General features: G+C 62.4%; 17 protein-coding genes. 11 read left to right on the forward strand and 6 right to left on the reverse strand.

Features of this window, described 5'->3' with window-relative positions; genetic code table 11:
- Nucleotides 1-26 precede the first annotated feature (26 nt).
- Nucleotides 27-3,179, reverse strand: a complete 3,153-nt coding sequence (locus B208_RS0118315) for a type 2 lanthipeptide synthetase LanM family protein (protein WP_007983023.1) — start codon at nt 3,177-3,179, stop codon at nt 27-29.
- A gap of 411 nt (nt 3,180-3,590) precedes the next feature.
- A complete protein-coding gene (locus tag B208_RS24500; RefSeq protein ID WP_007983024.1) occupies nt 3,591-3,755 on the reverse strand; it encodes a hypothetical protein in 165 nt (54 codons plus the stop codon).
- A 502-nt stretch (nt 3,756-4,257) separates the two neighbouring features.
- Here B208_RS24500 and B208_RS0118325 point away from each other — a divergent pair.
- The 7 genes from B208_RS0118325 to B208_RS0118355 all read left to right on the forward strand — a co-directional run bounded on the left by B208_RS0118325 (nt 4,258) and on the right by B208_RS0118355 (nt 12,897).
- A complete protein-coding gene (locus B208_RS0118325; RefSeq protein WP_007983025.1) occupies nt 4,258-4,692 on the forward strand; it encodes a hypothetical protein in 435 nt (144 codons plus the stop codon).
- Between the two features lie 138 nt (nt 4,693-4,830).
- On the forward strand, nt 4,831-5,229 hold the full coding sequence (locus tag B208_RS0118330; protein WP_007983026.1) for a hypothetical protein: 399 nt from the start codon (nt 4,831-4,833) through the stop codon (nt 5,227-5,229).
- A 345-nt stretch (nt 5,230-5,574) separates the two neighbouring features.
- The gene (locus B208_RS0118335) at nt 5,575-7,356 is read left to right on the forward strand and encodes a 4Fe-4S dicluster domain-containing protein (RefSeq protein ID WP_232423863.1); all 1,782 of its coding nucleotides are present in this window, start codon (nt 5,575-5,577) and stop codon (nt 7,354-7,356) included.
- Between the two features lie 2 nt (nt 7,357-7,358).
- Nucleotides 7,359-10,382: a molybdopterin-dependent oxidoreductase gene (locus B208_RS0118340; RefSeq protein ID WP_007983029.1), complete on the forward strand. Its 3,024-nt coding sequence runs from the start codon at nt 7,359-7,361 to the stop codon at nt 10,380-10,382.
- A 5-nt stretch (nt 10,383-10,387) separates the two neighbouring features.
- Complete coding sequence (locus tag B208_RS0118345; RefSeq protein ID WP_007983030.1) at nt 10,388-11,581, forward strand: Mrp/NBP35 family ATP-binding protein; 1,194 nt, start codon at nt 10,388-10,390, stop codon at nt 11,579-11,581.
- A gap of 142 nt (nt 11,582-11,723) precedes the next feature.
- On the forward strand, nt 11,724-12,038 hold the full coding sequence (locus tag B208_RS0118350) for a spore germination protein GerW family protein (protein WP_007983031.1): 315 nt from the start codon (nt 11,724-11,726) through the stop codon (nt 12,036-12,038).
- Between the two features lie 82 nt (nt 12,039-12,120).
- Nucleotides 12,121-12,897, forward strand: a complete 777-nt coding sequence (locus B208_RS0118355; RefSeq protein ID WP_007983032.1) for a hypothetical protein — start codon at nt 12,121-12,123, stop codon at nt 12,895-12,897.
- Nucleotides 12,898-12,950: 53 nt separating this feature from the next.
- Here the strand turns inward: B208_RS0118355 and B208_RS0118360 are convergent, their stop codons facing one another.
- Nucleotides 12,951-14,258, reverse strand: a complete 1,308-nt coding sequence (locus B208_RS0118360) for an MFS transporter (RefSeq protein WP_007983033.1) — start codon at nt 14,256-14,258, stop codon at nt 12,951-12,953.
- A 496-nt stretch (nt 14,259-14,754) separates the two neighbouring features.
- The gene (locus B208_RS0118370) at nt 14,755-15,933 is read right to left on the reverse strand and encodes an MBL fold metallo-hydrolase (RefSeq protein WP_007983035.1); all 1,179 of its coding nucleotides are present in this window, start codon (nt 15,931-15,933) and stop codon (nt 14,755-14,757) included.
- A gap of 258 nt (nt 15,934-16,191) precedes the next feature.
- Between B208_RS0118370 and B208_RS0118375 the strand changes: the two genes are divergently transcribed.
- From B208_RS0118375 to B208_RS0118390, 4 genes are all read left to right on the forward strand, one after another.
- Complete coding sequence (locus B208_RS0118375) at nt 16,192-17,292, forward strand: rhodanese-like domain-containing protein (RefSeq protein WP_018129045.1); 1,101 nt, start codon at nt 16,192-16,194, stop codon at nt 17,290-17,292.
- Nucleotides 17,293-17,435: 143 nt separating this feature from the next.
- Entirely contained in the window at nt 17,436-18,605 is a 1,170-nt protein-coding gene (locus B208_RS0118380; RefSeq protein ID WP_007983037.1) for an NAD(P)/FAD-dependent oxidoreductase, read from the forward strand.
- Between the two features lie 10 nt (nt 18,606-18,615).
- Nucleotides 18,616-19,455 (forward strand): DUF1641 domain-containing protein, encoded by an 840-nt coding sequence (locus B208_RS0118385; RefSeq protein WP_007983042.1) that lies wholly within the window; start codon nt 18,616-18,618, stop codon nt 19,453-19,455.
- 250 nt (nt 19,456-19,705) lie between these two features.
- Nucleotides 19,706-20,419 (forward strand): DUF2270 domain-containing protein, encoded by a 714-nt coding sequence (locus B208_RS0118390; RefSeq protein ID WP_007983045.1) that lies wholly within the window; start codon nt 19,706-19,708, stop codon nt 20,417-20,419.
- Nucleotides 20,420-20,465: 46 nt separating this feature from the next.
- On the opposite strand, the gene B208_RS0118395 is transcribed toward B208_RS0118390, so the two are convergent.
- Both B208_RS0118395 and B208_RS0118400 read right to left on the reverse strand, forming a co-directional pair.
- Complete coding sequence (locus tag B208_RS0118395; protein WP_018129046.1) at nt 20,466-20,687, reverse strand: hypothetical protein; 222 nt, start codon at nt 20,685-20,687, stop codon at nt 20,466-20,468.
- A gap of 156 nt (nt 20,688-20,843) precedes the next feature.
- On the reverse strand, nt 20,844-23,219 hold the full coding sequence (locus tag B208_RS0118400; protein WP_007983048.1) for an amino acid permease: 2,376 nt from the start codon (nt 23,217-23,219) through the stop codon (nt 20,844-20,846).
- Nucleotides 23,220-23,422 lie beyond the last annotated feature (203 nt).

A 23,422-nucleotide genomic window follows, 5' to 3' on the forward strand; every position in this document is an offset into this window, starting at 1 on the left:
ATTTCCACGAATATGATCTCGTGGGCTCACTCCAGCAGCAGGACACTGGGGAGCGAATCGGGGTCACGGAGTCGAAGGAGCGTGTAAATCGCTCCCGAAATCCCGTCGAAGAACGTCGGATTGACGAACGCCTCCGAATGGCCGGGGAGCGACAGCACGCCGCCACGGTCCCGGCGAGTGAGACAGCGACCCAGCAACGTTTCCGCCGCATCGAGGTCGCCGTCGGCGCGACGCGCGCCGACGAGTATCGTCTCGACGCGGCCGAGGTTTCCACAACAAACGTTGTCGAGATGCGACGGCCGCTCCGTCGCCGTCGCGGACAGCGCATCGTTCACCGTTGGAAGCAACGACGAGTCGTTTAGCTGTTCGCTGATACCGATGCGAGCGAGCGCGATTCCGGCCCGCCCGTGACACCACCTGTCCCGATAGTTCTCGACCGCCGACGAACTCGCCCAGTTGTCCCGGTCGGGCGCGTACAAACTCGATTCGAAATCGAGCGCCTCCCGCGCGGCCTCGGCGTATCGCGCATCGTCCGTCGCGGCGGCGAGCCGAGCCAACGCGTACGCGATTCCGCTCGACCCGTGCGAGAAGCCGGTTATCGGCGTCTCCCTGTCGCCCGTGTTCCACACCCGACACCCGTTGACCGTGACGCGCGCTTCGAGCAGTCGTTCCCCACACTCGATTGCGCGGTCGAGGACGCTCGACTCGCCGTACCGCTCGTAGTAGGCGAGCAGTCCGAGCAGCGTCCCGGCGGACCCTTCCATGACGTCGAACACGTCGTCACGCGCGAGCTTTTCCGCGGTCACTTTTTGCGTCGCCGCCAACGCACCCGCTCGGTAGGCGTCGTCGTCCAGCAGTTCGGCGATGACCGACAGGGTGTACACGACGGACCCGACCCCCTTCGTTCCGCCGAGCGACGCGGAAAAGTCCCCGCTGGAGAGGTCTTCGAGCAGCGGGTCGAGCGTTTCCGAAACCACCCGTCGGTACCGCTGCTCGCCGGTCGCGTCGTAGAGGGCCGCTGCGGAGAGCGCGATACCGCCTCGCCCCCAGAACAACGAATAACTCGCCGGAGCCAGGTTGACCATGGTATTGGTCGGACACACCGAAATCCACCCGTGGCCGTCCGGTGTGTCGATGGCCGCGTCCATCACGTCGTCGAACAATTCCTCCGCGTCGCGCTGCAGTCGGTCTTCGGTTATCTCCGTCGGTTCGGGCGTCGATTCGTCCGGTTCCGCGGTATCGTATATCTGTCTGAGCAACCAGACCTGTTCCGCCAAATCGTCCTCATCCATCGCGTCGAGGCGCCGTTTCGCGTGGTTGTACCCCGACTCGTCCGCCACCACGTCCAGCGGTTCCCCGTGGTGGAACAGCCGCCGTTGGTCGGGTCGGGACGTGAACCGCGGGATGTCCTGCCGTCGAAGGTCGCGCCGCTCTGCTTCGTACAACTCCCAGTGTCGATCCGTTTTGATCCGGCCGTCGAAGAACGGAACCGCGAGGTCTTCGAACTCGACCGTGAAGCGTGCACCGTCCCGGAGCGGGTTTCGCGCGGTGGTCGAGCGCCGAATCGACCGGTACTGCATGGTCGCCCGGTACACGAGACGGTTTTCGATGCCGTCGATGAGGTCGTACGTTGCGATGGTGGACAGGAACTTCCCGTCCACATGGAGCCGACGAATCGTTTCGTGAGTCTCTTCGAACCCACGAACGAGCGCGTCGATGTAGTCGTCCGGCGATTGGTCTTCTCCGCCTATACTCGGCGTGTTCGTGCTCAAACCGACCGTCATCTCCTCTTCTTTGACCGACATCACGTCGGTGTTGACGGCCTCGACGGACGGGAGCGACCGATTTGCGAGTTGCGTCTGACCGCTTTTCCTCCCGAACCCGGCCACCGACGCCGCCAACCCTTGCTTGTCCGGTTCGCGCGGGTCTCCCGCGGACCACGGAAGCAGCGCGGTCAGCAGGACCGAGCCGTCCATCACGTCGAATATCTCCTCCGGGACTTGTTTCGCGTCCGCGTCCATGTGCGGGTGAAAGAGCGTTTCTCCGTCTACTATCATCGGGTTCTCTCCGTCGACGATGAGGTTCTCCAACTGGCAGTCGGTGAAGTTGAGCGCGTACGCGACACACAACATCGCACCAGCACGCTCGTAGTATCGAGTGGCGGCGGTTTCGTTGGGTACGTCCCGATACTCGACGTACTCCATCCACCCGTACTCCTCGCGGGGGACGTACGTCGGCGTCTCGAAGGACGGAAGCGAGAGGTACTCGTCGAGCCGTTCCAGAATCGTGTAAAACGCGACGCCCCCATCGACCGGTCGCGGCTTGTAAATCACGTCACCCGTCTCGAACGAGACGCGGACCGGAATACGACCCCCGCCGTGAACGTCGTCGGCGAGCGGGGAGAGTGCCGTGATGTTCCCCTCGACGCCGAACCGTTCACGGAGGGTCATCTCGTCTCGTTCCAACCGTTCACAAACCTCAGTAATCGCGTCGATCCAGTTTTCGACGAACACGACGACCTGCCGTCCGAGCACCGGATACTCCACAAAGAGATTTTTGAAGCCGTGTTCGAACATGGCGTCGATGAACTGGTCGTAGTACGTCGTGTCCGGGTTCGCAACGTCGCCGGGGTCGGCTTTCGCCAACTCCGGGTCGTGATACTCGACGAAGCTCTTGAATTCGACGTACAGAGGTCGAACACACGTTTTCGAGAGCTGTGAGACGAACCCCTCGACCATCGGCGACATAGCGTCGATAGTGACGGTACCCGTCGGTAGTCGCTGACGGGCGTACTCCGCGATGCTGGCCAACAGCTCCACGAACGGCGTCTCCTCGGGAACCGTAACGCCGATTGCATGTCGGTCGGCGGTCGGCGTCGCTTCGACGTGTCGAACCATCTCTTCGACCGTGTGTATCCAGTCGGGAAGGGGATGGTCGGCGGGCCAGCGGGTCGCGGCGAGCTGTTCGCGGACGGTTTCTTCCGTTAGTCCGTCGCGCCTGAGACGCTCGTAAAACGCCGCTTCGTCCGGGAACTTGTCCTTCCACTCGTGAAGAATCTGTTCCGGCTCTATCGGCGGTTCCGCTCCCGGCTCGTTCGGGGGTCCTTCAACTCGTTCGTGGACGGTTCGTGCCCGTCCAGCAATCTCGCGCCGTTCCTGTTTCGTGAATGTCGTGTCCATCGTATCCTCGAAAACGTCCGTGGTGTGGTTTGTTGTCGAATCCGTCGGCGTGTCTCGTCGTTTCGATTCGCGTCGTCCGTGACGGGTTCGAACCGCGTCAGGTGGGTGGTACAACCCAGCCCGTAAACGGCACGCCGACTGCCGAGTCGATGAGGCCGACTGACCGCCGTCGAACCGACGCCGCTCCAATTTTCATACGCCTCGAAAGGCATATTACAAATTTGGGTTGACATATACCGGTGCAAATAGTATATGTTTATTAAAACCTCTTGTCCGAACATGTTTGGGTGTGTTTCATATCAAACTGCTATCTTCTCGTGACTGATCAAAACGATTCGCACCTTCGACCCTTGTCGCATTCGACTGGAGCGTTCGGACAACAGATGCAAGGGCATCTGTGATTTCGTTATTTTATCCGGTGAGGCCGCAGCTGAGACCACACGAGAACCAGCACATCTCGGCCGGTCCGAGAAGGTCGTCCTCGTCGAATTCGGTTTCCGACGTTGCGGCGTCGAATTCCGCGTCGTAGCTTTCTTTATCGATCTGTGCCGCCGTGCTGTTGATTGCAACGGACATGCAATTAACACATTAATACATAATATATTAAAACTTTCCCTATTGAAAATATAACACTTATTTTTTGATTCTGTTAGAGAAATTATTGCAGTTTGGCCCGTCAATCTACAAATTATAAATCATGTCTGTGCGAACTGTATTATATTCCATCTAATAATGTATGATTATAACATGGGCGTATGAGGAAATATCTACGAACAACGGCTTACTGTACTCTCTACTGATATTATCCCGCACGTATCTTCTTCTGGACTTTCATTTTAAACTTTGTAAATTCTTAATTTCAGTTTGAATATAATGCCGTTATTCTTCTCTAGTGCCCGTGCTGAATCCACTCATTTCTGAAATCAACTATCGGATAAATGTCGTCCGTTCTAGCACGGTTATTCCTTTGCGGGTGGTTACGACGCTCCGCTCGCGTCTCGATGTCGGTATTCACGTTGCGGGCAATGGACATCTCGGCTGAAAATTTATATATCAAACATTCTTTTAGAATAGTATCATGGTTTCGAAATCAAAAATCCGAGACGCGGTCGGCAAATCGGAAATCGAAAACTGGGAGAAACACCCGTTCACGATGCATCCCGTTCGCTCGGACGACGAATCGATGCGCGCGTGTTGGGTGTACGAACACGACGTCAACCTCCGCTTGGAGAGAACCGAGGCGTTGGCCGCGGATGTCGAGCAGGAGTGGACCGCGGAACTCCCCGCGCCGAGCCATAGCTACGAGTATTATCTCTTCTACGGAACGTCTCCCGTCGAATCGCACGTCATCGTTTCCGTCGATGAACACAATGCGGCTATCCCGTTGCCCGAACGTGACGAGGACGGTAACCGGTACATCACGCCCTATCAAGCCACCCTCGGCCGCGTCGTCACCGGCGACTATCAGGACTTCGAGATATATCTCGACTGGACGGACATCGAAATCCGCTGAATACCGTCCCGCCCGCTCCCCCGTTCTTCGATTCGTTCGTCTTCGACCTCGAACGACTTTCTCGGACCGGCCGAGTCAGTTCTCACCCAGTAAGAGCAACTGTCTACGGTTATATTCTCCTCTCGCCTATAAATATCTATGAACGCACGTGCCATCCTTTTCGCAGTTGCGAGCGCCGTCACGACCGTCTTGCTCGCCGGTGCCGCCACTATCGAGCTACTGAGTGCCGTGTACGGCGAAAGCCCCGGCGTCGGCATGCTCGGCCTCGTCGTCGGTCTCGTCGTCGGCGTGTCGGTCGGCGCTGGCGTTGCGGTTACGGCGGGGCGATTCTCCGGGATCTCCCTGGCGGCGCTCGTCGCGTACGCGACCTTCGGCGTCGCGTTCCTCGCCATCGCCGGACTCCGATACGTCAACGCCCCCGGTGCGGACGCGCTGTTCACGTTCCCGGTCCACCTCGCGGTGAGCCTGCTCCTCGCACTCGCGTTCGCGGTCCTCACCGCCCGCGGTCTCGTTCGCGGTGTACGACCGAGCGTCTGAACGACGGTCATCGTCGGCGTCGGGTGTTCCCGTGGCGCCGTCTCTTGGTTCTCGTCGCGTCTCGGTGACGTATGCTCCCTCCGTGCAATACCCATCTTCACATACCGGTCGTTCGACGAGAGTTCGTTCGAGTTTTCGCCCGTCGGTCTCTTCTCGATGCGCGGAAGCGGACGGACCGTCGATACCCGGCAGTGACGTGCTACCTGCCGACTGATTTCCGCATTCGGATACCCTTCGAATCCGCTTCCCGGCGACCGCACTAATGATATTGCGGAATATTGTGAATAGCGAGAAAAGTATAAGTGTCTATGTCACGTTTAATGGTAACATTGTTCAGGAGAGGTGGTGACAATCACCAATTTCGGCTTCGTCATCGACAACAGGCGATGTATCGGTTGCCACGCGTGCACCGTCGCGTGTAAGACAGAACACGACGACCCCATCGGCGTTAACAAAACATGGGTAAAGTATATCGAGAAAGGGGAGTTTCCGAACACGAACCGGAACTTCTCCGTGATGCGGTGTAACCACTGCGACGATTCGCCCTGTACGGACGTCTGCCCGGTCACCGCTCTCTGGGAGCGCGAGGACGGAATCGTGGATTTCGACCCCGAGCGATGTATCGGCTGTAAGGCCTGCATGCAAGGGTGTCCGTACGACGCGCTCTACATCGACCCGGAGACCTCGACCGCGGCGAAGTGCAACTACTGCTCGCACCGCGTCGATACGGGGCGCGAGCCGGCCTGCGTCACCGTCTGCCCGGAAGACGCCATCATCGCGGGCGACGTGGAGAATCCCGACACGGAGATCGCCGAGACGATCTCCAAACAGGAGGTACAGGCGCGCAAACCGGAGAAAGGGACGGACCCGACGCTGTTCTACGTCAACGGAGATGAAGGAAGCACGACGCCGGGAACTACCGCCCGCGAGGACCACTACATGTGGTCGGACGCCCCGAACCGCGTGGAGACGCGCGGGGCAGCGCGGGAGGAGTTCGACATCCGTCGCGCCGCCGAATCGCTCGCCGACTCGGACGTCGACCTCGGACGGAGCGACGAGGCGCGGTCCGACGGTGGGTGTGCCTGCGGCGGTAGGTGCGGCGGTGAGTGCCGGTGCGACGACCGCGTTGCCTCGGACGGAGGAACGGCGGCGACATCGGCCGCGGAGAGGGCGGACGGACCCCGGAGTGGTGGGTCGGACGAACGGGAGAGCAGTCGGACCGAGCGCGCGTACGAACTCCTCCACGAAGAGGCACGACGCGTCTACGATATCGGCGAGAGCCACTACACCTCGTGGGGATGGGAGGTCTACTCGTACACGTGGACCAAATCCATCGCCGCGGGCGTGTTCATGCTCCCGGCGCTGTTCACGCTCGCGGGGCTCGTCGAACCGAACGCGACCACCATCGGCGTCGCGTCGCTCGTGAGCCTCGTTTTCCTCGGCCTCACCACGCTGTTGCTCGTCCTCGACCTCGAACAGCCGACCCGGTTCCACTGGGTCCTGTTGCGCCCGAACTGGAACTCGTGGCTCGTGAAGGGCGGATACATCCTGACCGCCACCGGCGGTTTCCTGACGCTCGTCGCGGGGAGCTGGCTGCTCGGCGTCGAGACCCTCGTGACCAACCCGGTCACGCTCGGCGTCGGGGCGGTACTGGCGGCCGCCACGGCGGTCTACACCGCGTTCCTGTTCAGCCAGTCGAAGGGGCGCGACCTCTGGCAGAGTCCGACGATGCCGCTCCACATGTTCACCCAAGCGGTGGTCGCCGGTGCCAGCGTAACGGGGCTGTTGGGGCTGGCCGGTATCGCCGGGTTCGACGCGTTCGTCGGCCTCTCTCGGCTCACGCTCGCCGCTGGCCTCGTCGTCCATCTGCTGATAATCGCCTCGGAGATATTCACGCCGCACCAGACCGAGGACGCCGAGGAGGCCGCCGCGCGCATCACTCGCGGTCGATTCAGCCGGGCGTTCTGGATCGGCGGCATCCTCGTGGGTATCGCGCTGCCGCTCGTCGCCCTCGCGGCGAGCGCTAGTCCCGCGGTCGTCGCGGTCGGCGGCGTGCTCGCCCTCGCCGGGTTGTTCGCCTTCGAGTACTGCTGGATAACCGCTCCGCAAACCATCTCGCTCGCATAACCATGGGACACCAATACGAACTCAGTCGAATCGAGAAACTCGCCGAGAGCCTCGGGCTGTTGTCCGACCGCTCGACGGGCACGTCGAAGCAACGACAGGGAACCAGTGGTGCCGTCAATCGAATCGCCGCACCGGGCGAACTATCGAGCTATCCCGACCCCGAAACGTGGCACGAGTGGGTGGAGTACGATTCGACCGGCGAACCGACCGAGTACTCGGTCGTCCCGACCGCCTGCTTCAACTGCGAAGCCGGGTGCGGGCTTCTCACCTACATCGACAAGGAGACGGGTTCCATCAGGAAGATCGAAGGGAACCCGGAACACCCCGGCTCCCGCGGCAGAAACTGCGCGAAGGGGCCCGCGACCGTCAACCAGATCAACGACCCCCAACGCATCGAGCACCCGCTCAAACGCGACGGTCCCCGGGGGAGCGGCCAATGGACTCGCGTCTCGTGGGACGAGGCCCTCGACGACATCGCCGGGGAGATGCGCGACGCCATCGTGGCCGACCGCGGCAACGAAATCACCTACCACGTCGGTCGCCCCGGCCACGAGGAGTACATGGACCGGGTCATCCAAGCGTGGGGTGTCGACGGCCACAACTCCCACACGAACATCTGTAGCGCCGGTGCACGCGCCGGGTACGGCCTCTGGCACAAGTACGACCGTCCGAGTCCCGACTTCGCAAACGCGGAGTTCATCCTCCTCCTGTCGGCGCACCTCGAATCGGGCCACTACTTCAACCCGCACGCCCAGCGAATCATGGAAGGCATGCAGGACGGCGGCCAGTTGGCCGTCGTGGACCCGCGGCTGTCGAACACGGCCGCGATGGCCGACTTCTGGCTTCCGACCCAGCCCGGCAGCGAGGCGGCCGTCCTCCTGGCGATGGCGAACGTCATCCTCGACGAGGACCTGTACGACGCCGAGTTCGTCCGCAACTGGGTGAACTGGGAGCAGTTCCTCGACGAGGAGTTCCCGGACCGCGAGCGGAGCTTCGAGTCCTACATCGAGACGATTCGGGAGGTGTACGCCGAGTTCACGCCCGCGTTCGCGGCGGCCGAAAGCGGCGTCGACGCCGACACAATCGAGACGGTCGCTCGGAAGATCGGCACCGCCGGGGACCGCTTTGCCAGCCACATCTGGCGCTCGGCCGCCTCGGGCAACGACGGGGGTTGGCAGGTTTCACGTACCCTCCATTTCCTCTCGGTGTTGACGGGAAGCGTCGGAACCAAGGGCGGTACGGCGCCCAACGCGTGGCACAAGTTCGACCCGCACCTGCCGAACGAACCACCCCGTCAGCGGCTCTGGGACGAGTTACAACTTCCGCCCGAGTATCCGTTCGCCCACTACGAGCTGAGCCAATTGCTCCCGTACTTCCTCAAGGAGGGTCGCGGGAAGCTCTCGGTGTACTTCACGCGCGTGTTCAACCCCGTCTACACGTACCCGGACGGCTTCTCGTGGATAGAGGCGCTGACGGACGAGGAGAAGGTCGGCATGCACGTCGCACTGACGCCGACGTGGAACGAGACGGCCTACTTCGCCGACTACGTGCTCCCGATGGGTCATTCGCCCGAACGACACGACATCCAGAGCCAAGAGACGCACGCCGGGACGTGGGTCACGTACCGACAGCCCGTCCTCCGCGAGTACGCCGAACGGGAAGGTGAGGACGTCGAGTTCACCTACGAGGCCAACCCCGGTGAGGTCTGGGAGGAAGACGAATTTTGGATCGAACTGTCGTGGCGTCTCGACGAGGACGGCACCCTCGGCATCCGCGAGCACTTCGAGTCGCCGTACCGCGACGGCGACGGCGACGCCCCGGCGAAGATGACCGTGGACGAATATTACCGGTATATCTTCGAACACGAGGACAACCTCGTGGAACTCGCCGCGGAAAAGGACATGACGCCCCTCGAATACATGAAACACCACGGGGCGTTCGAGGCGTCCGAGAACGACTACGAACTGCATCGGGAATCGCTCGACGAATCCATCCTCGACGCTGACGACGTGACCGTCGACGAGTACGGGACGATTCGCCGCGGCGAGAAACCGTCGAGCGCGTCCGCGTCCGACGACTCGGACGTCCTCGGCGTGATGGTCGACGGCGAACCCAAACGCGGGTTCCCGACGCCCACGGGGAAACAGCAGTTCTACTCGCGGACGATGGCCGAGTGGGGCTGGGACGACCTCGAATACACCGTTCCGCACTACCTGAAATCGCACGTCCACCCCGAGAACGTCGATTACGAGAACGGCGAGATGGTGCTGGTACCGACGTTCCGCCTCCCGACGGCGATTCACTCCCGGTCGTCCAACTCGAAGTGGTTGGAGGAGATTTCGCACAACAACCCGGTGTGGCTTCACACGAAGGACGCCGACCGACTCGGCCTCGAAACGGGCGACCTCTGTCGCGTCGAAACCGAAATCGGCTACTACGTCAACGAAGTCTGGGTCACGGAGTCCATCAAACCGGGAATCGCCGCGATGAGCCACCACATGGGACAGTGGAAAATCGACCGCCCGGACAACGACGAGTCGGACGTCCAGGAGGGCGGGGACCCGTACGGGAAGGTGACCGTCGACCTGAACACCGAGGCGGGCCGGTGGGGGATGCGACAGGTCGAGGGCATCCATCCGTTCGAGAGCGACGACAGCGACAGCGAGCGCGTCTGGTGGACGGACGGCGGCGTCGCACAGAACCTCACGCACGCCCCGCATCCCGACCCCGTCTCGGGAATGCACTGTTGGCACCAGAAGGTGACCATCCGACCGGCCGAGGCGGACGACTACTACGGCGACATCTACGTCGATACGGAGCGGTCGTTCGAAATCTACCGCGAGTGGCTCGCCGAGACGAAACCGGCCCCGGGACCCGACGGGCTTCGTCGCCCGAAGTGGCTCAAACGGCCCATCGCACCCCCGACCGACTCCGGAGCTGACGCGGGGTGGTTCGTGGACGGTCCCATCGGACGCCCCGGCCGCTGGGACCCCGAGTCCCTGTCGACGACGGCCGACGAGGAGTAACGCGGATGGGCACGACACCATCCGACGACGAGTCACTCGCCGCCTGCGTGGAACGCGCGCTGGCGGACGCTCACATCGGTCGAGACGGTCTGTTCTACGCTCTGGACGAACTCGACGGGTTCGGACGCGTTCGCGTCGATGGCCGGACGGCAATCGTCCCGGTGACGCTGCCGCTTCCCGCGAGAGACGTCCGAACGGTCGTCGAGCGCGACGTTCGGGAGGCGGTCGGCGCTATCGACGGCATCGATGCGGTCACGTGCCGCTTCGAGCCACGGGTACCCGACCCCGGCGTCCGCGTCGAGTTGCTCCCCGACGTGAAACACGTCATCGCCGTCGCCTCCGGGAAGGGCGGCGTCGGCAAAAGCACCGTCGCCACCAACGTGGCCGTCGCGCTCGCCGATGCGGGCGCGTCGGTCGGAGTGCTGGATGCCGACGTCTACGGGCCGAACGCACCCCAACTGCTCGGCGTCGGCGAACGGACGCCGACCGCAACCCTCGACGACCGAATGGTTCCCCGCGAAGCGCACGGCGTCTCGGTGATGAGCATGGGGTTCATCGTCGGCGAGGACGACCCGGTCATCTGGCGCGGCCCGGTCGTGGACGGGTTTCTAACGCAACTGTTCGGCGACGTGGAGTGGGGTCCCCTTGACTACCTCGTCGTCGACCTCCCGCCCGGTACCGGGGACGTACAGCTCTCGCTCGTCCAGCACCTGCCCGTGACCGGTGCGGTCGTCGTGACGACGCCGCAAGCGGTCGCCGTCGACGACGCCCGGCGTGGACTCGAAGGGTTCGCACGGTACGACGTTCCCATTCTCGGTATCGTCGAAAACATGGCCGGATTCCGCTGTCCCGATTGCGGTTCCGTCCACGACCTCTTCGACGCGGGCGGCGGCGACCGATTGGCCGAGGCGTTCGAGGTGCCCGTTCTTGGGCACATTCCGCTCGACCCCGCCGTCGGCGAACTCGAACGCGGCGAGGACCCACCCGACCCGCCCGGCGTCTCGGTTCCGCTCCTCGGCCGGTTGCAACTGCCCCGGACGGAGGCGGAACGCGAACGCCCCACGAGCGCCGAGCCGATGGCACTCCGCGAGGACGGCGGCGAGACGAGGCGTGCGCTCGAACTCGTCGCGACGCGAACCGCGGCCCGCGTCAACGCCCTCGTCACCGACTCGACGCCGCCCGACTCGTCTCCCGACTGACCTCGGAACCACGGTCACGAGCGGTCTCGTGTATTTTCCGACCGAATTCTCGGTTGCGGTTCGCGGTGGTGCCGAAGTACCCCCGTCGAATCGTGTCGGCCTCCCCAAACTCATTTGTCGCTGCTCGTCGTCTCGGAGGGCTATGAACGGCTTCGACGACTTCGACTCGCTGATAGAACGACTCCGGCGCACCGCGACGGTCGAAACGGTGTACGGCGACCCGATTTCGACCGGCGACCGGACCGTCGTCCCGGTTGCGACCGTCGGCTACGGGTTCGGCGGCGGCGGAGGCGACGAGGGAAGTGGACTGGGTGGCGGCGTGGGTGCGTCCCCGGTCGGCGTCCTCGAAGTCACGCCGGACGAGACGCGGTTCGTCCGCTTTTCGGAATCCCGGAACGTGGCGCTCGCACTCGTGCTCGGATTCGTCCTCGGCCTGTTCGTTCGTCGCTCGAACTGACCCTACTCTCTCCCCGTTTTTCCCGCCCGCTGAGAACTACTCGTCGAGTATATCATCTCTCGTGACATATATTCTGTTGACCATGCCGATCAACATCACAACCATCCTCAAGCGAGGCTACAGTCGAAGTATCGAGCGAAACGGCCTCATGCTCATGGGGATACTCTTCGTCATCTCCGTCTTTAACGGCGTGTTAGGGCTCGGTGTTGACCGGTGGGTCGCCCGACAGGGTGGGGCCGCCGGTGTGCAGGCGAATCCGTTGGTGATAGTTCCGCCGCTCGGTGCCGGTATCGTCTCCCTGATACTGGGCATCGCGTTGCTCGTCGTGAGCATCGCGGCCATTCGCGTGTTCGTGAGCGACGAAACCGAGCGTCTCCCGCGAGAGTTCTTCACCCGGAACATGGTCTGGGCCGCGGTCAACCTCTTCGTCGGGACGATAGTCTTCGCAATCATCGTGGCACTGGGTCTCGTCGCGCTGGTCGTTCCGGGCATCTTCCTGCTCGTGACCCTGGTGTTCTGGACGGTCTACGTGGCCGTCGAAGACCAGAACTTCGTCGAGGCGTTTCGAAGCAGCTGGGGACTGACGCGGGGCTACCGCCTCAACCTCTTCATGCTGGGCGTGGCGGTGGCGTTCATCACGCTGATCCTCAACCTCGTCTTCGGTTTCGGCGACCTCGCGAGCGGCAGTTTCGTCGGCGATTTCGTCGCCTTGGTGTTCGCGCAAGCCGCCAGCGCTATCGCGACGGTCTTCGCAACCGCCGTGCTCGCGACGGCGTACACCGAACTCGACGCCTCCGACGATGAGGACCTCGGTGAGACGATAACCGACGACAGCACCGCCGGACGGCCCGCCGCCTAACCGTATTTTTCGATTTTTCGAGTAACCGTGTAAAACCGCGCTCCGGCGTCGAGCTAGTCCACGGGTTGGGTGTCGCGCCCGAGGAGGACCCGCGTGAGGTCCTCGCCGAGACTCTCGCCAGCGTGCGTCTCCTCGACCTGCGTGTAGACGAGAACGAGACCGAACGTCGCGAGCGCGGCGGCGAACGCGAACGGGACGACGTAGCCGAAGCCGACGAGCCACCCGCCCGCGAGCGGGCCGATGGCGGTGCCGAGACCGAACGCCATCGTCAGCACGGAGAGCGTCGTCCCGGCGTTCGAGTTCCGTGCGATGTCACCGGCGAGCGCGAAGGCCGGTGCGAACACCATCGCTCCGGCGATTCCCTGCACGAACCGAGCGGCGACCATCCCGACCGGCGTCGCAACGAGTCCCTGTGCGAGCGTCGCTGGCACGAGGAGGACGAGGCCCGCGAGGATGAACGGCTTCCGGCCGTACCTGTCGCTCGCGGTGCCGACGGGCGTCTGCGTGACGACTTGACCGAGCGTGAACGCCGCGAACTCGATGCCGAAGAGCGTCGCGCTCTGGCCGAGATGCTGGTTGATGATGCTCTCTAGGGGCGCAAGGATGGCGATGCCGATGGCCATGAAGAGCGACGCGATGCCGAGCGTGAACACGGAGTCGAGCACGCCGTTGCCGTCTCGCTCGAAGACGGCGACGCTGTGTTCGCCGCCCGCGTCTGCAGTGTTCTCCGCGTCGATGTCGATGTCGGGGTCGCTCACCAGTGCGAAGACGAGGATTGCGCCGACGAGCGCACCGAGCGTGGCGATGTAGAACGCCGCCTCGAAGCCCGTGACCGCGTAGCCGAGGACGGCGTACGGACCGCCGTAGATGACGGTGCCCGCCGCCACGGGGCCGATACCGAATCCGAGCATACGGAAGGTGTTGAACACGCCCATCGAACCGCCGCGCGTGTCGTCCGTGGAGAGGTCGTTCACGAGCGCGATGGTCGCCGGAACGGTGACGGCGACGCCGATTCCCTGTCCGATGCGGATGAGCAACATCGCGCCGTAACTCCCGGCGAGCGAGTACGTGAAGTTCGAAACCGCGAGGATGAGCAGTCCGGCGACCACGAAGGCTTTCCGCTTCCCGGTCTTGTCGGACAGGTTCCCCGCGATTGGCTGGACGCCGCTCATGAAGAACCCGAACGCGGATAGGATGAGTCCCGTGACGAGGGCGGTGCTGAGGCCGAACGTTCCCCCGCTGACCACGCCGCTGGCGATGTAGAGCGGGAGGACGACGATGAGGAACGAATTCCCGATGGAGTCGGCCATCCGCGCGAACGCGAGCGCGAGAATTCGACGGTCCGTATCGAGGATGCCCATTATCGGGGTCCCTCCTCGATGTGATGATGTGTGCTGTGGCTCCGAATCATTTCTTACTAACTACTCAGTTAGCAACGCGGATAAACGTTCCGACGTGGCAGGTGCCGACTAACTGTGGACGGGAAATAACGCTTGAAACGCGGTGATTCGGACGAATGGGGGTGTTTGGGACGTCTTTCCACCCGGTTCCGATGGATTGACTGGACAGTAAGTTTTTGGAGTGCTATATGTCGGGGAACCGAATCACTCGCCCGCCATGCGGTTCGCTCCGGGCGTTCTTCGACGCGTTCGGCGGGGGTTTCAAAACGAGTGTCGAACCGCGGAAACGTCGAGGGCAGTTACTGCCAGAGAGCGCCCGTTACCATGTTCCGAACGGCGCGACGACGGCGACGTCGAGCGCCGAACAGACGAAGCTCGTGAATAACCTACCTGTGAGTGAGATTCCGACGAGTTCTCGGGCGTTCACGTCGTCGGGAGGAGCGTCGATGTCGAATCGTTAGTCGTCGGCGACCACGCTGTCTTCGGTCGCCGCACAGCGGTTCGGTCCCAGTTCGAGTTCGTTCTCCTCATCGACGTTTTCCGGTTGGTAGCTACCCTGGTTCGTGGCGATGACCGTCTCGTAGTTCGGCGGCTTCGATGGAAGGTTCTCGAACATGTGCTCGACGAATTCCTCCTCGTCCAACTGGACGATTTCGTTGGTCTGCCGAACGGAGCCGACCGTCGTGACCATCGGCATGCCGGGCGTGACGTCCACGTACTCGCCGTCGTCGGTGACCGAGAAGTGGCCCGGGAGAATCTTCACGTGGTCGGGAAGGGACAGGATGACCTTCTGGAGCGTCGCGTACTGGACGCGTGCCCCGTCGCGCGCGTCGGCGTCGGCGAACTGGAGTTCGGTGCGGCCGATGGACTCGACGAACAGGGTGTCGCCGGTCAACAGCGCCTCGTCGTCGATTAGCCACGAGGTCATGCCCGTCGTGTGACCGGGCGTGTGAACCGACTTGATATCGACGTCACCGACGTTTACCGTGTCGTTCGGGTCGACGCCGTCGAAGTCGTATTCGGGGTCGCGCGTCGCGGCGGGCGAACCGAGGTGGTACGGGACGCCGAGTTCGTCGGCGAGTCGGCGACCGCCGGAGATGTGGTCGGCGTGGATGTGCGTATCGAAGACGTGCGTGATGTCGAACCCGCGCTCCGCGGCGGCGTTCTTGAACGTCTCCGTGGCGCGCGTCACGTCGATGGCGGCGGCCTCGCCGGTGCGCCTGTCGCCGACGACGTAGCCGAGACAGCCCTTCGAACGGCGCTGTAACTGGAGGATTTCCACGTCGTCGTTCCGCGTTGCGATGGGTACGACGTCGTAGAGCATGCTCCAGGATTCCATGCCGCCCTCGACCGTCAGTACGTTCTCGAACCCGTCAGCTTCGAGCCACTCGGCGAACTGTCCGGCCGAACTGCCGGTCGCACAGATGGTGATAATCTCGTCGTCGGCGTCGAGTTCCTCGCGGTGGGCGTCGAAGTCGCCGACCAGTTCGTCGTTCGCGCCCGAATATTCGACGTTCTCGGCCTGGGCGATGTGCCAGTCCGCGTAATCCTCAGGGTTTCGCGTATCAAACAGGGTAACGTCTCCGTTCGCGTCGATCTTATCTCGCAATTCCTCCACCGTGATTTCCTGAACCATTGCATCGGATTGTATTGTCCATGCAATAATAAGGGTTCGTCAGGACGGTTTTGTTGCCGGGTTATCGCTCCGATACCGGATGTCGAACACGGGTAATCCACATTTTTGCCCCTTCTTCGAACGTTTCCGCATCTTCCACTGACCCCTCGGTGAGGCTCGGAGTGGTCTCGGCAGTATTGTGTGATACTGTCCTTATTGACTGGAACAAACCGGCAACCACATTACGTTGGGACCACTACGACGGATAGGTGACCCGCGATGTCTGATTCGGACTCGATACGTGAGAAACTCGATGGGCTCCCCCCCAGTTCTAAGTTCATCTACAAGACGCTCGAACGGAACGGTCGAATGACTCAAAAGGCTCTCATCGAGGAGACGATGCTGTCGGCCCGAACGACGCGCTACGGTATCAAACAGCTCGACGACGCCGGGTTGCTCGAATCGTCACCGGCGCTCCGCGACGCCCGACAGACCTGTTACGGGCTGGCGTTGGACGGGCCGGACCAGCGTGGCTACGCGAAGGACGTCCTCGTCGCGGCGGAGTGGCTCGCCGAACGCTTGGACGAGGTTCGAAGCGACGACCCGTCGCTTCGCCTGATAGAGGCTGACACGGGCGACGCCTACGAGGACGGTCACATTCCCGGTGCGATCAAATTCGGCTGGTTGACGCATCTGACGGCGGAAAACGGCCGCGGCGTTCCGGAGAAAGGGACGTTCGAGGAGTCGCTCGGTCGGCACGGCATCACCGACGAAAGCACCGTCGTCCTCTACGGCGGCGAGTCGAACTGGTTCGCCGCCTACGCCTACTGGCTGTTCAAATATTTCGGCCACGACGACCTCTATCTCCTCGACGGCGGTCGTGACTACTGGGTCGAGGCGGGCTATCCTACGACGACCGAGATTCCGTCGGTTACGGAGCGCGAGTACGACGCGAGCGGTCCGTTCGACCACCTCCGAGCGACTCGTAACGACGTCGAACGGGCGCTCGCGGGGGACGTGACGCTGCTCGACGTGCGGAGTTCCGAGGAGTTCGTCGGCGACGTCCGAGCACCGCCGGACGGCGAGGGGATGCCCGCGACGATGGTGGGCGGTCACATCCCCGATTCCGTCCACGTTCCGTGGTCGAACATCTTCGACGACGACGGTTGGTTCAAGCGCCGCGACGAACTCCGGGCCATTTACGAGGCGGAAGGGGTGGCGACCGACGACGACGTTATCGTCTACTGCCACGTCGGCGAGCGCTCCGCCCTGACGTGGTTCGTCCTCTCCGAACTCCTCGGCTACGAGACCGTGCGAAACTACGACGGGTCGTGGAGCGAATGGGGAAACCTCGTGGACGCGCCGATAGAGACGGAGTGACCCCACACGCTGCAACCGGTCTGTATCGCCCGTTTCCGCCGGGATACAAATTTTGCCGCCGTCTCTTGGTGTTGTGAGTATTGCACAACAATGTTGCTTCTATCTCTAGTTTGATGGGCGTGGGACCACACGTGTAAGTAGGTATGGTAAAGATAGTCGTTCTCGGTGCGGGTACGGGCGGTGCCATGACAGCGAACCTCCTTCGACGGAAATTGGGCACTGACGCCGATATCACGGTGGTCGATAAGAGCACGAAGCACATGTACCAGCCGTCGTTCTACCTCATCCCCTTCGGCTATCTCGACGCCGAAGAGCAGGCTCGGGACGTCCGCGAACTCTTCGACAACGGCATCGAGTTCGTGCAGGACGAGGTGACCGGCGTCGACCCCGACGAGAAGGTCGTCGAGTGCGCCGAGGACGACATCGAGTACGATTATCTCGTCGTCGCCACCGGTCATCGACTCGCACCCGAAGCGACCCCCGGACTGCTCGAAGGGTGGGAGGAAACCGATTCCGTCTATCCGTTCTATCACTACGAGGCGGCGATGGCGATGCGGGAGGCGTTCGAGGACTTCGACGGCGGAACGTTCGTCGTCACCCAACCGAACACGCCCATCAAATGTCCCGGCGCGCCGCTGAAGATGACGATGCTCGCCGAGGATTTCGCTCGGCGCAAGGGAATCCGCGACGAGACGGAGTTCATCATGACCCGGAACGCCGACCACCACTTCGGCGTCCAGCCCTACCGGGACAAACTCTACCAGTTGTGGGACGACCGCGACATACAGTTCGAAGCGAACTTCTCCGTCGAAGCAATCGACCCCGACGAGCAGGTCGTCCGCGCCGCCGACGGCCGGGAGATAGAGTACGACCTCCTCGCCCCGGTGACGCCCCAGTACGGCCAGACGGCCATCACCGAAGGCTCGCCCCTGACCGAGGGCAGCGAGAACGGCGAGTACGTGACGATAGACGAGCGCACGCTGCAGCACACGGAGTACGACGACGTGTTCGCATTGGGCGACTGTGAGAACGCGCCCCACTCGAAGACCGCGGCGGCCGCCCGCAAAGAAGCGCACGTCGTCGCCGACAACCTCGAAGCCCTCATCGAGGGACGGACGCCGCACGCGAAGTACTCCGGCTACGCCGCCTGTCCGCTCCTCACGAAGAAGGGGAAGGCGATGATGGCGGAGTTCGACTACGAGGAGAGCATCTCCGCGCCCGTCGAGAGCAAGATGAACTGGATTTTGGACGTCAACGTGCTGCCGTCGGTGTACTGGAACCTCTGGCTGCACGGTTACGACCCGCTCCCGTAGGTGATCACGAATGAGTGATACACAGACCCAGGAAGCGGTTACCGAACGCGACTCGGAGGACCTCGACGCGCTCGTGGACAAAATCGACGACAACGCCGAGGACCTCATCGCGTTGCTCGACGCCCTCGACGCGACGCAGGGCCTCGCGGAGGAACTCGTCCCCGAACTGACGGACGTCGCCCGCGACAACCGCGAACCCATCCGCGACCTTCGCGTGGCGTTCGAGCGCGAAGAGACGCTCGTCCTGCTCCAGAAGGTCGGGCACAATTCGGAACAGTTGGTCGAACTGCTGGACGTGCTCGAAGTCAGCGCCGGGCTGACCGAGGACCTCGTGCCGGAACTCGTCACGGTCGTCCGCGAGAACCGTGCGACTATCGAGCGACTGCGAGCGGCGTTCGAGAAGGAAGAAACAATCGTCCTCCTCGAACGACTCGGCGAGAACGCCGACGCGCTCGTCGAACTCCTCGAACTCCTCGACGTGACGCGCGGGCTGGCCGACGACCTCGTTCCCGAACTCACGGACGTCGCACGGAACAACCGCGAACCCATCGCGGACTTGCGGCTTGCCGTCGAAGGATTCACGGACGCCCGCCGGGAGCGCGAGACGCCGGACATGTACGAACTGGGGAGGAACATGGAGGGCTTGGTCGCGCTGACCGAGACGGCCGCCCAACCCGAGGTCGTGAACTCGCTCGACGCCGGATTGAGCGCGTTCACGGACGAGACGAAGCCGAAGAAACTCGGCCTGTTCGGCCTGCTCGCGGCGTTACGCGACGACGACGTTCGACAGGCGCTCGGAACCCTCGTCGAAGCGGCGCGACGGATGGGGAGAGCGAACGACGACCGCTGAGTCGGGATGCGGCGCACCGAGGACCATCAAAGAGGCCATTTACGAGGGAGAACGGGCCGCTCGTCGCGGACGTACTGGAAGAATGTGGAAACCCCTATCTCGTGACGGATGAAGTCGAGACGAGCCACCCTCTCTGTGGCCTCGTAAACTACCCCATACGCTCCCGAAAAGCGGGGATTGCACTGATTGATACGTGGTAACCGTCATACCTACCGAGCGATAGTTATCCGCGTATCACCAACTCATTCGTATGGGGGACCGCGAAGACGAGGAGTTCGACCCGGAGCAACGCCACGCCCGTGAGGTGGCGACGAAGGCGGCAGAGGAGCGTTCCGATTTCCTCTCGTTGATACCCCACTACTACCGGGGCGAAGTCTCACAGATGTCCACTCGGTTGGACCGCTTGGACCTCACTATCGACTGGGCGATTGCCGTTATCGTAGCGATGCTCGCACTTTCGTTCGAAAGTACGGATAGTCCGCCCTATTTCCTGCTGATCGGGATGTTTGCGATGGTCATGTTCCTGCTGTTCGACGTTCGGCGGTATCGCACGTACGATGCGACCCGCTCGCGTGTGCGGATGATCGAAGAGAACATCTTCGCCAACGCGTTCGACCCGGAGGGCGCGGTCCACCGTGACTGGCGAGAAAAGATCGGCGCGGACCTTCGGAAACCGACGGTGAAAGTGTCGCTACGGGAAGCGATGTCACGTCGATTGAAACGGATCTACTTTCCGTTGCTCACGGTTCTCCTCGTGGCGTGGCTCTTCCGCATTACCGTCTTCGTCCCGAACGAGAGTCCGCTCGCGACCGCTGCCGTCCCGGGAATTCCCGGTGTCGTCGTCATCGGCGGTGTCTTTCTCTTCTATTTGCTAACGGCAGTCGTGACGTTCTGGCCGACCACGCGCGAAGCAAAGGGTGAGTTCCACGGCGAAGAGGCCGGTGACTGGAAAGCGGAAAAATGAGGACCGTATTGGACGGATGAGTGATTTGAGGAACTGGCCAAAGCGGCTAGAGGAGGGCGATGAGAAGTCTGGTCGTTGCCGGTACGGTCGTATTCAACACGCCCATGCCGAACCCGAGTCCCGTGAACGCGGCGAGGAGCGATACTTCGTCCCGATACGTCGATACGGAACTCCCGAGGGCGGTCAAGCGGATGACCGAGAGCGAAAAGAGACAGACGAAGAGGGCGACGAGGGACGCGAGAAGGTCGAACACGAAGTCGGACCGCACGCTCAAACAGTGATGCGGGAGGCACCGTCGAGAGCGAGACCATCGTTTTACCACCGAGTGAATAGCGGAAGAAAAGACCGGAGAACACGGTGATTCCGACTGTCCCCAGTCGAAACGTTCGTCCCAGTGTGCGTTCGAATACCGTCGGCGTGTGCGTCAGTCCGACCGAACCGGCGTGGCCGAATCTCGTTCCTGGTTTCGCCTGAACACTCGCCGAGTAAGCCGACCGAGCGGGGTCAACGCTTCACTGAGACGGCCGGTGATACCGGTGGGGGTCGCGTAGACGATGACCGGGACACCGGCGGCGTCGGCCCGCTGAATGACTTGATCGGGAGTCGACCCGAGGACCCATCGTTTGAGCAACCGCGTCCGTGACGCCCCGATGAACAACGGGCCTCCGTTCTCGGCGGCGACGTCGACCACTCCGTCGGCGACGCTTTCGGCCGTGACCTCGTGGCGCTCGATGGCGATATCGGGTGGCAGTTCATCGAGGGTTTCCTCCATCTCCTCCGTCGTCCCGTTGTTACCGGTCGGGGTGACGTTGATGACGTGAACCGTTGCGCCCGCTCTCCCGAGGGTTCCGACGAGCGAGAGCATCGATTCGTGGTGCGGACCGCCGCCCACACCGACGTTGATGGTGTCGAGTTGCTCCGAATCCCCCATGTCGAAGTTCTGCGCGAACAGGACGTCACAGGGGGCGTTGTATTCGACCGACTCGGCGATTTCGTAGTGTTCCTCGGGATATCCCATCAGGATGAGGTCCACCTCGTTACTGCGGGCGGTCTCGTTGATATCGAACCCGACGTCCCGTGAGATGTGCCCGCCGACGGTATACTCGGCGTTCACGTCCACGGTGTCGAGCCGCTCCACGAGTCGGTCGGCTCGCTTTTCGGCGGTCTCTTGGACCATCTCGTACGGCGTCTGGTCGGGGATGTGTGTGACGTTGAGGACGTGAACGATGGGGTTTTCGTCGCGTGCGTTCGCCAGCGTTGCCGCCAATCGAACATAGTCGGGGGCGCGGTTGATGCGCGCCATCGGTACCAGTACGCGATAGCGGTCTTCCGATTCCTCGCCTGCCGCCTCCACGTCGGTATCGAGTTCCGATGGCGTCTCCGCTCCGGCTTGACCGTCTCCGGTCGTCCCGAGCGGTTGCGTCTGTTGTTCGACGGCGTGCCTGACCAGTTCGTCCACGTTGGGCGCGCCGCCCCAGACGAGATACGCACCGATGAACAGCAGTTCGACGGCGACGCCGACCGCGATTCCCGTCGGCGGCAACTTGGCGATGAGCGCGAGATTGGCGACGATTCCCAACACGGGCAACCACGGCGAGAACGGGACCCGGATGGGCCGTTCGAGGTCGGGGAACCGACGCCGAGAGGCGATGAGCGCGACGTTGACGACCGCCAACGGGGCGAGCAGGTTCAGGTTCGCAAACCCGGTCAGCGCGTTGAGGCCGAGGTGAAGCGGGCCGACCCCGCCCTCGCTGGGAAACAGCGTAATGAAGGCGACGATGAGGGCCGAAATCACCCCCGTCGTCGTTATCACGCTCCAGAACGGGGTGGCGTACGTCGGATGAATGCGGCTAAACCGTCGGGGTGCTTGGCCCTGTTTCCCCATCAACGAACCGATACCCGACGCCGCCAGGATGGAGGCGTTCGACGCCGACACCATGCTGAAGATGGCACCGGCGACGATGAGCCACTTTCCGAACGAACCTAGGAACGCCGCGGCGACCTTTCCCATGGCGGTTTCGCCCTGCCGAGCGACTACCTCCGCGGGAATCGGCGAATTGACCATGGCGACGATGACGAAGATGTAGAGGACCGTCACCGTGAGAATACTCGCGGCGATTGCTTTGGGGACCGTCTTTCGCGGTTCGATGATTTCACCCGCACTGGCGGCGATGGCGGAGAACCCGAAGAACGTGATGAACGCGACCGCGGCGACGGAGACGATGCCACCGACGTCGTTCTGAAATCCGGTCGTGAACGTACCGATGGCTTCCGCCGGACCAGCGCTTCCGAAGGCTCCGCCGACGAACACCACCAGAACGGCCACCTTCGCGCTCGTTACGAGTACCTGAAACGTGCCGCTCTCCTCGGTCCCCTTCGAATTGAGGTAGCCGAGGAGAATCGCGGTGAGAACGGCGATACCGCCGTGCGGAATCGGTATGCCGTGGGGAATGATGAACTGGTGAAACCACTCGCCCATGGTGGCGAGGTAGAACGCCGTGGTCGCGCAATATCCGAGAAACAACGAGGAACCGATGGCGAACAGCAATCGGTCCTCCTCGAACGTGCGCGAGGAAAACAGATACCCGCCGCCGTTTTCGCTGTAGATGGAGGCGAACTCCGAGTAGGTGTATGCCGTGATACTTGCGATGACCGCCGCGATAACGAACGAGATAATCGCGCTGCTCCCCACCGCCGCCACCGCCGTCCCGGACAGCGAGAAGATACCGGCGGCAATCATCGTCCCGAGGCCGAGCGCGAACGCAACCTTGAATCCGAGTGTACGGGTATGCTCGACCATTTTACGTGGTACCAGCGCTACTCAGATCCGATCTATCCTGATGCGTGGTTCGATCGCTATCGCAATTCAATTCGCTCGTGTCATCAGAAGAGAGGTGTCGCAACGATTTGTACTCTTGAGGGAGACTGGTTTCGGTTTTCGAACAATGTCGTCTCATAGTAAATCCTTTCAACAGAATGTGGTATTTGAGCGTTATACTCGAT

The sequence above is a fragment of the Haladaptatus paucihalophilus DX253 genome (assembly GCF_000376445.1).
Classification (GTDB): domain Archaea; phylum Halobacteriota; class Halobacteria; order Halobacteriales; family Haladaptataceae; genus Haladaptatus; species Haladaptatus paucihalophilus.

Coding starts and splice junctions, on each gene's coding strand:
- B208_RS0118315 (WP_007983023.1), bottom strand. CDS start 3,179: ATGGACACGACATTCACGAAACAGGAACGGCGCGAGATTGCTGGACGG.
- B208_RS24500 (WP_007983024.1), bottom strand. CDS start 3,755: ATGTCCGTTGCAATCAACAGCACGGCGGCACAGATCGATAAAGAAAGC.
- B208_RS0118325 (WP_007983025.1), top strand. CDS start 4,258: ATGGTTTCGAAATCAAAAATCCGAGACGCGGTCGGCAAATCGGAAATC.
- B208_RS0118330 (WP_007983026.1), top strand. CDS start 4,831: ATGAACGCACGTGCCATCCTTTTCGCAGTTGCGAGCGCCGTCACGACC.
- B208_RS0118340 (WP_007983029.1), top strand. CDS start 7,359: ATGGGACACCAATACGAACTCAGTCGAATCGAGAAACTCGCCGAGAGC.
- B208_RS0118345 (WP_007983030.1), top strand. CDS start 10,388: ATGGGCACGACACCATCCGACGACGAGTCACTCGCCGCCTGCGTGGAA.
- B208_RS0118350 (WP_007983031.1), top strand. CDS start 11,724: ATGAACGGCTTCGACGACTTCGACTCGCTGATAGAACGACTCCGGCGC.
- B208_RS0118355 (WP_007983032.1), top strand. CDS start 12,121: ATGCCGATCAACATCACAACCATCCTCAAGCGAGGCTACAGTCGAAGT.
- B208_RS0118360 (WP_007983033.1), bottom strand. CDS start 14,258: ATGGGCATCCTCGATACGGACCGTCGAATTCTCGCGCTCGCGTTCGCG.
- B208_RS0118370 (WP_007983035.1), bottom strand. CDS start 15,933: ATGGTTCAGGAAATCACGGTGGAGGAATTGCGAGATAAGATCGACGCG.
- B208_RS0118375 (WP_018129045.1), top strand. CDS start 16,192: ATGTCTGATTCGGACTCGATACGTGAGAAACTCGATGGGCTCCCCCCC.
- B208_RS0118380 (WP_007983037.1), top strand. CDS start 17,436: ATGGTAAAGATAGTCGTTCTCGGTGCGGGTACGGGCGGTGCCATGACA.
- B208_RS0118385 (WP_007983042.1), top strand. CDS start 18,616: ATGAGTGATACACAGACCCAGGAAGCGGTTACCGAACGCGACTCGGAG.
- B208_RS0118390 (WP_007983045.1), top strand. CDS start 19,706: ATGGGGGACCGCGAAGACGAGGAGTTCGACCCGGAGCAACGCCACGCC.
- B208_RS0118400 (WP_007983048.1), bottom strand. CDS start 23,219: ATGGTCGAGCATACCCGTACACTCGGATTCAAGGTTGCGTTCGCGCTC.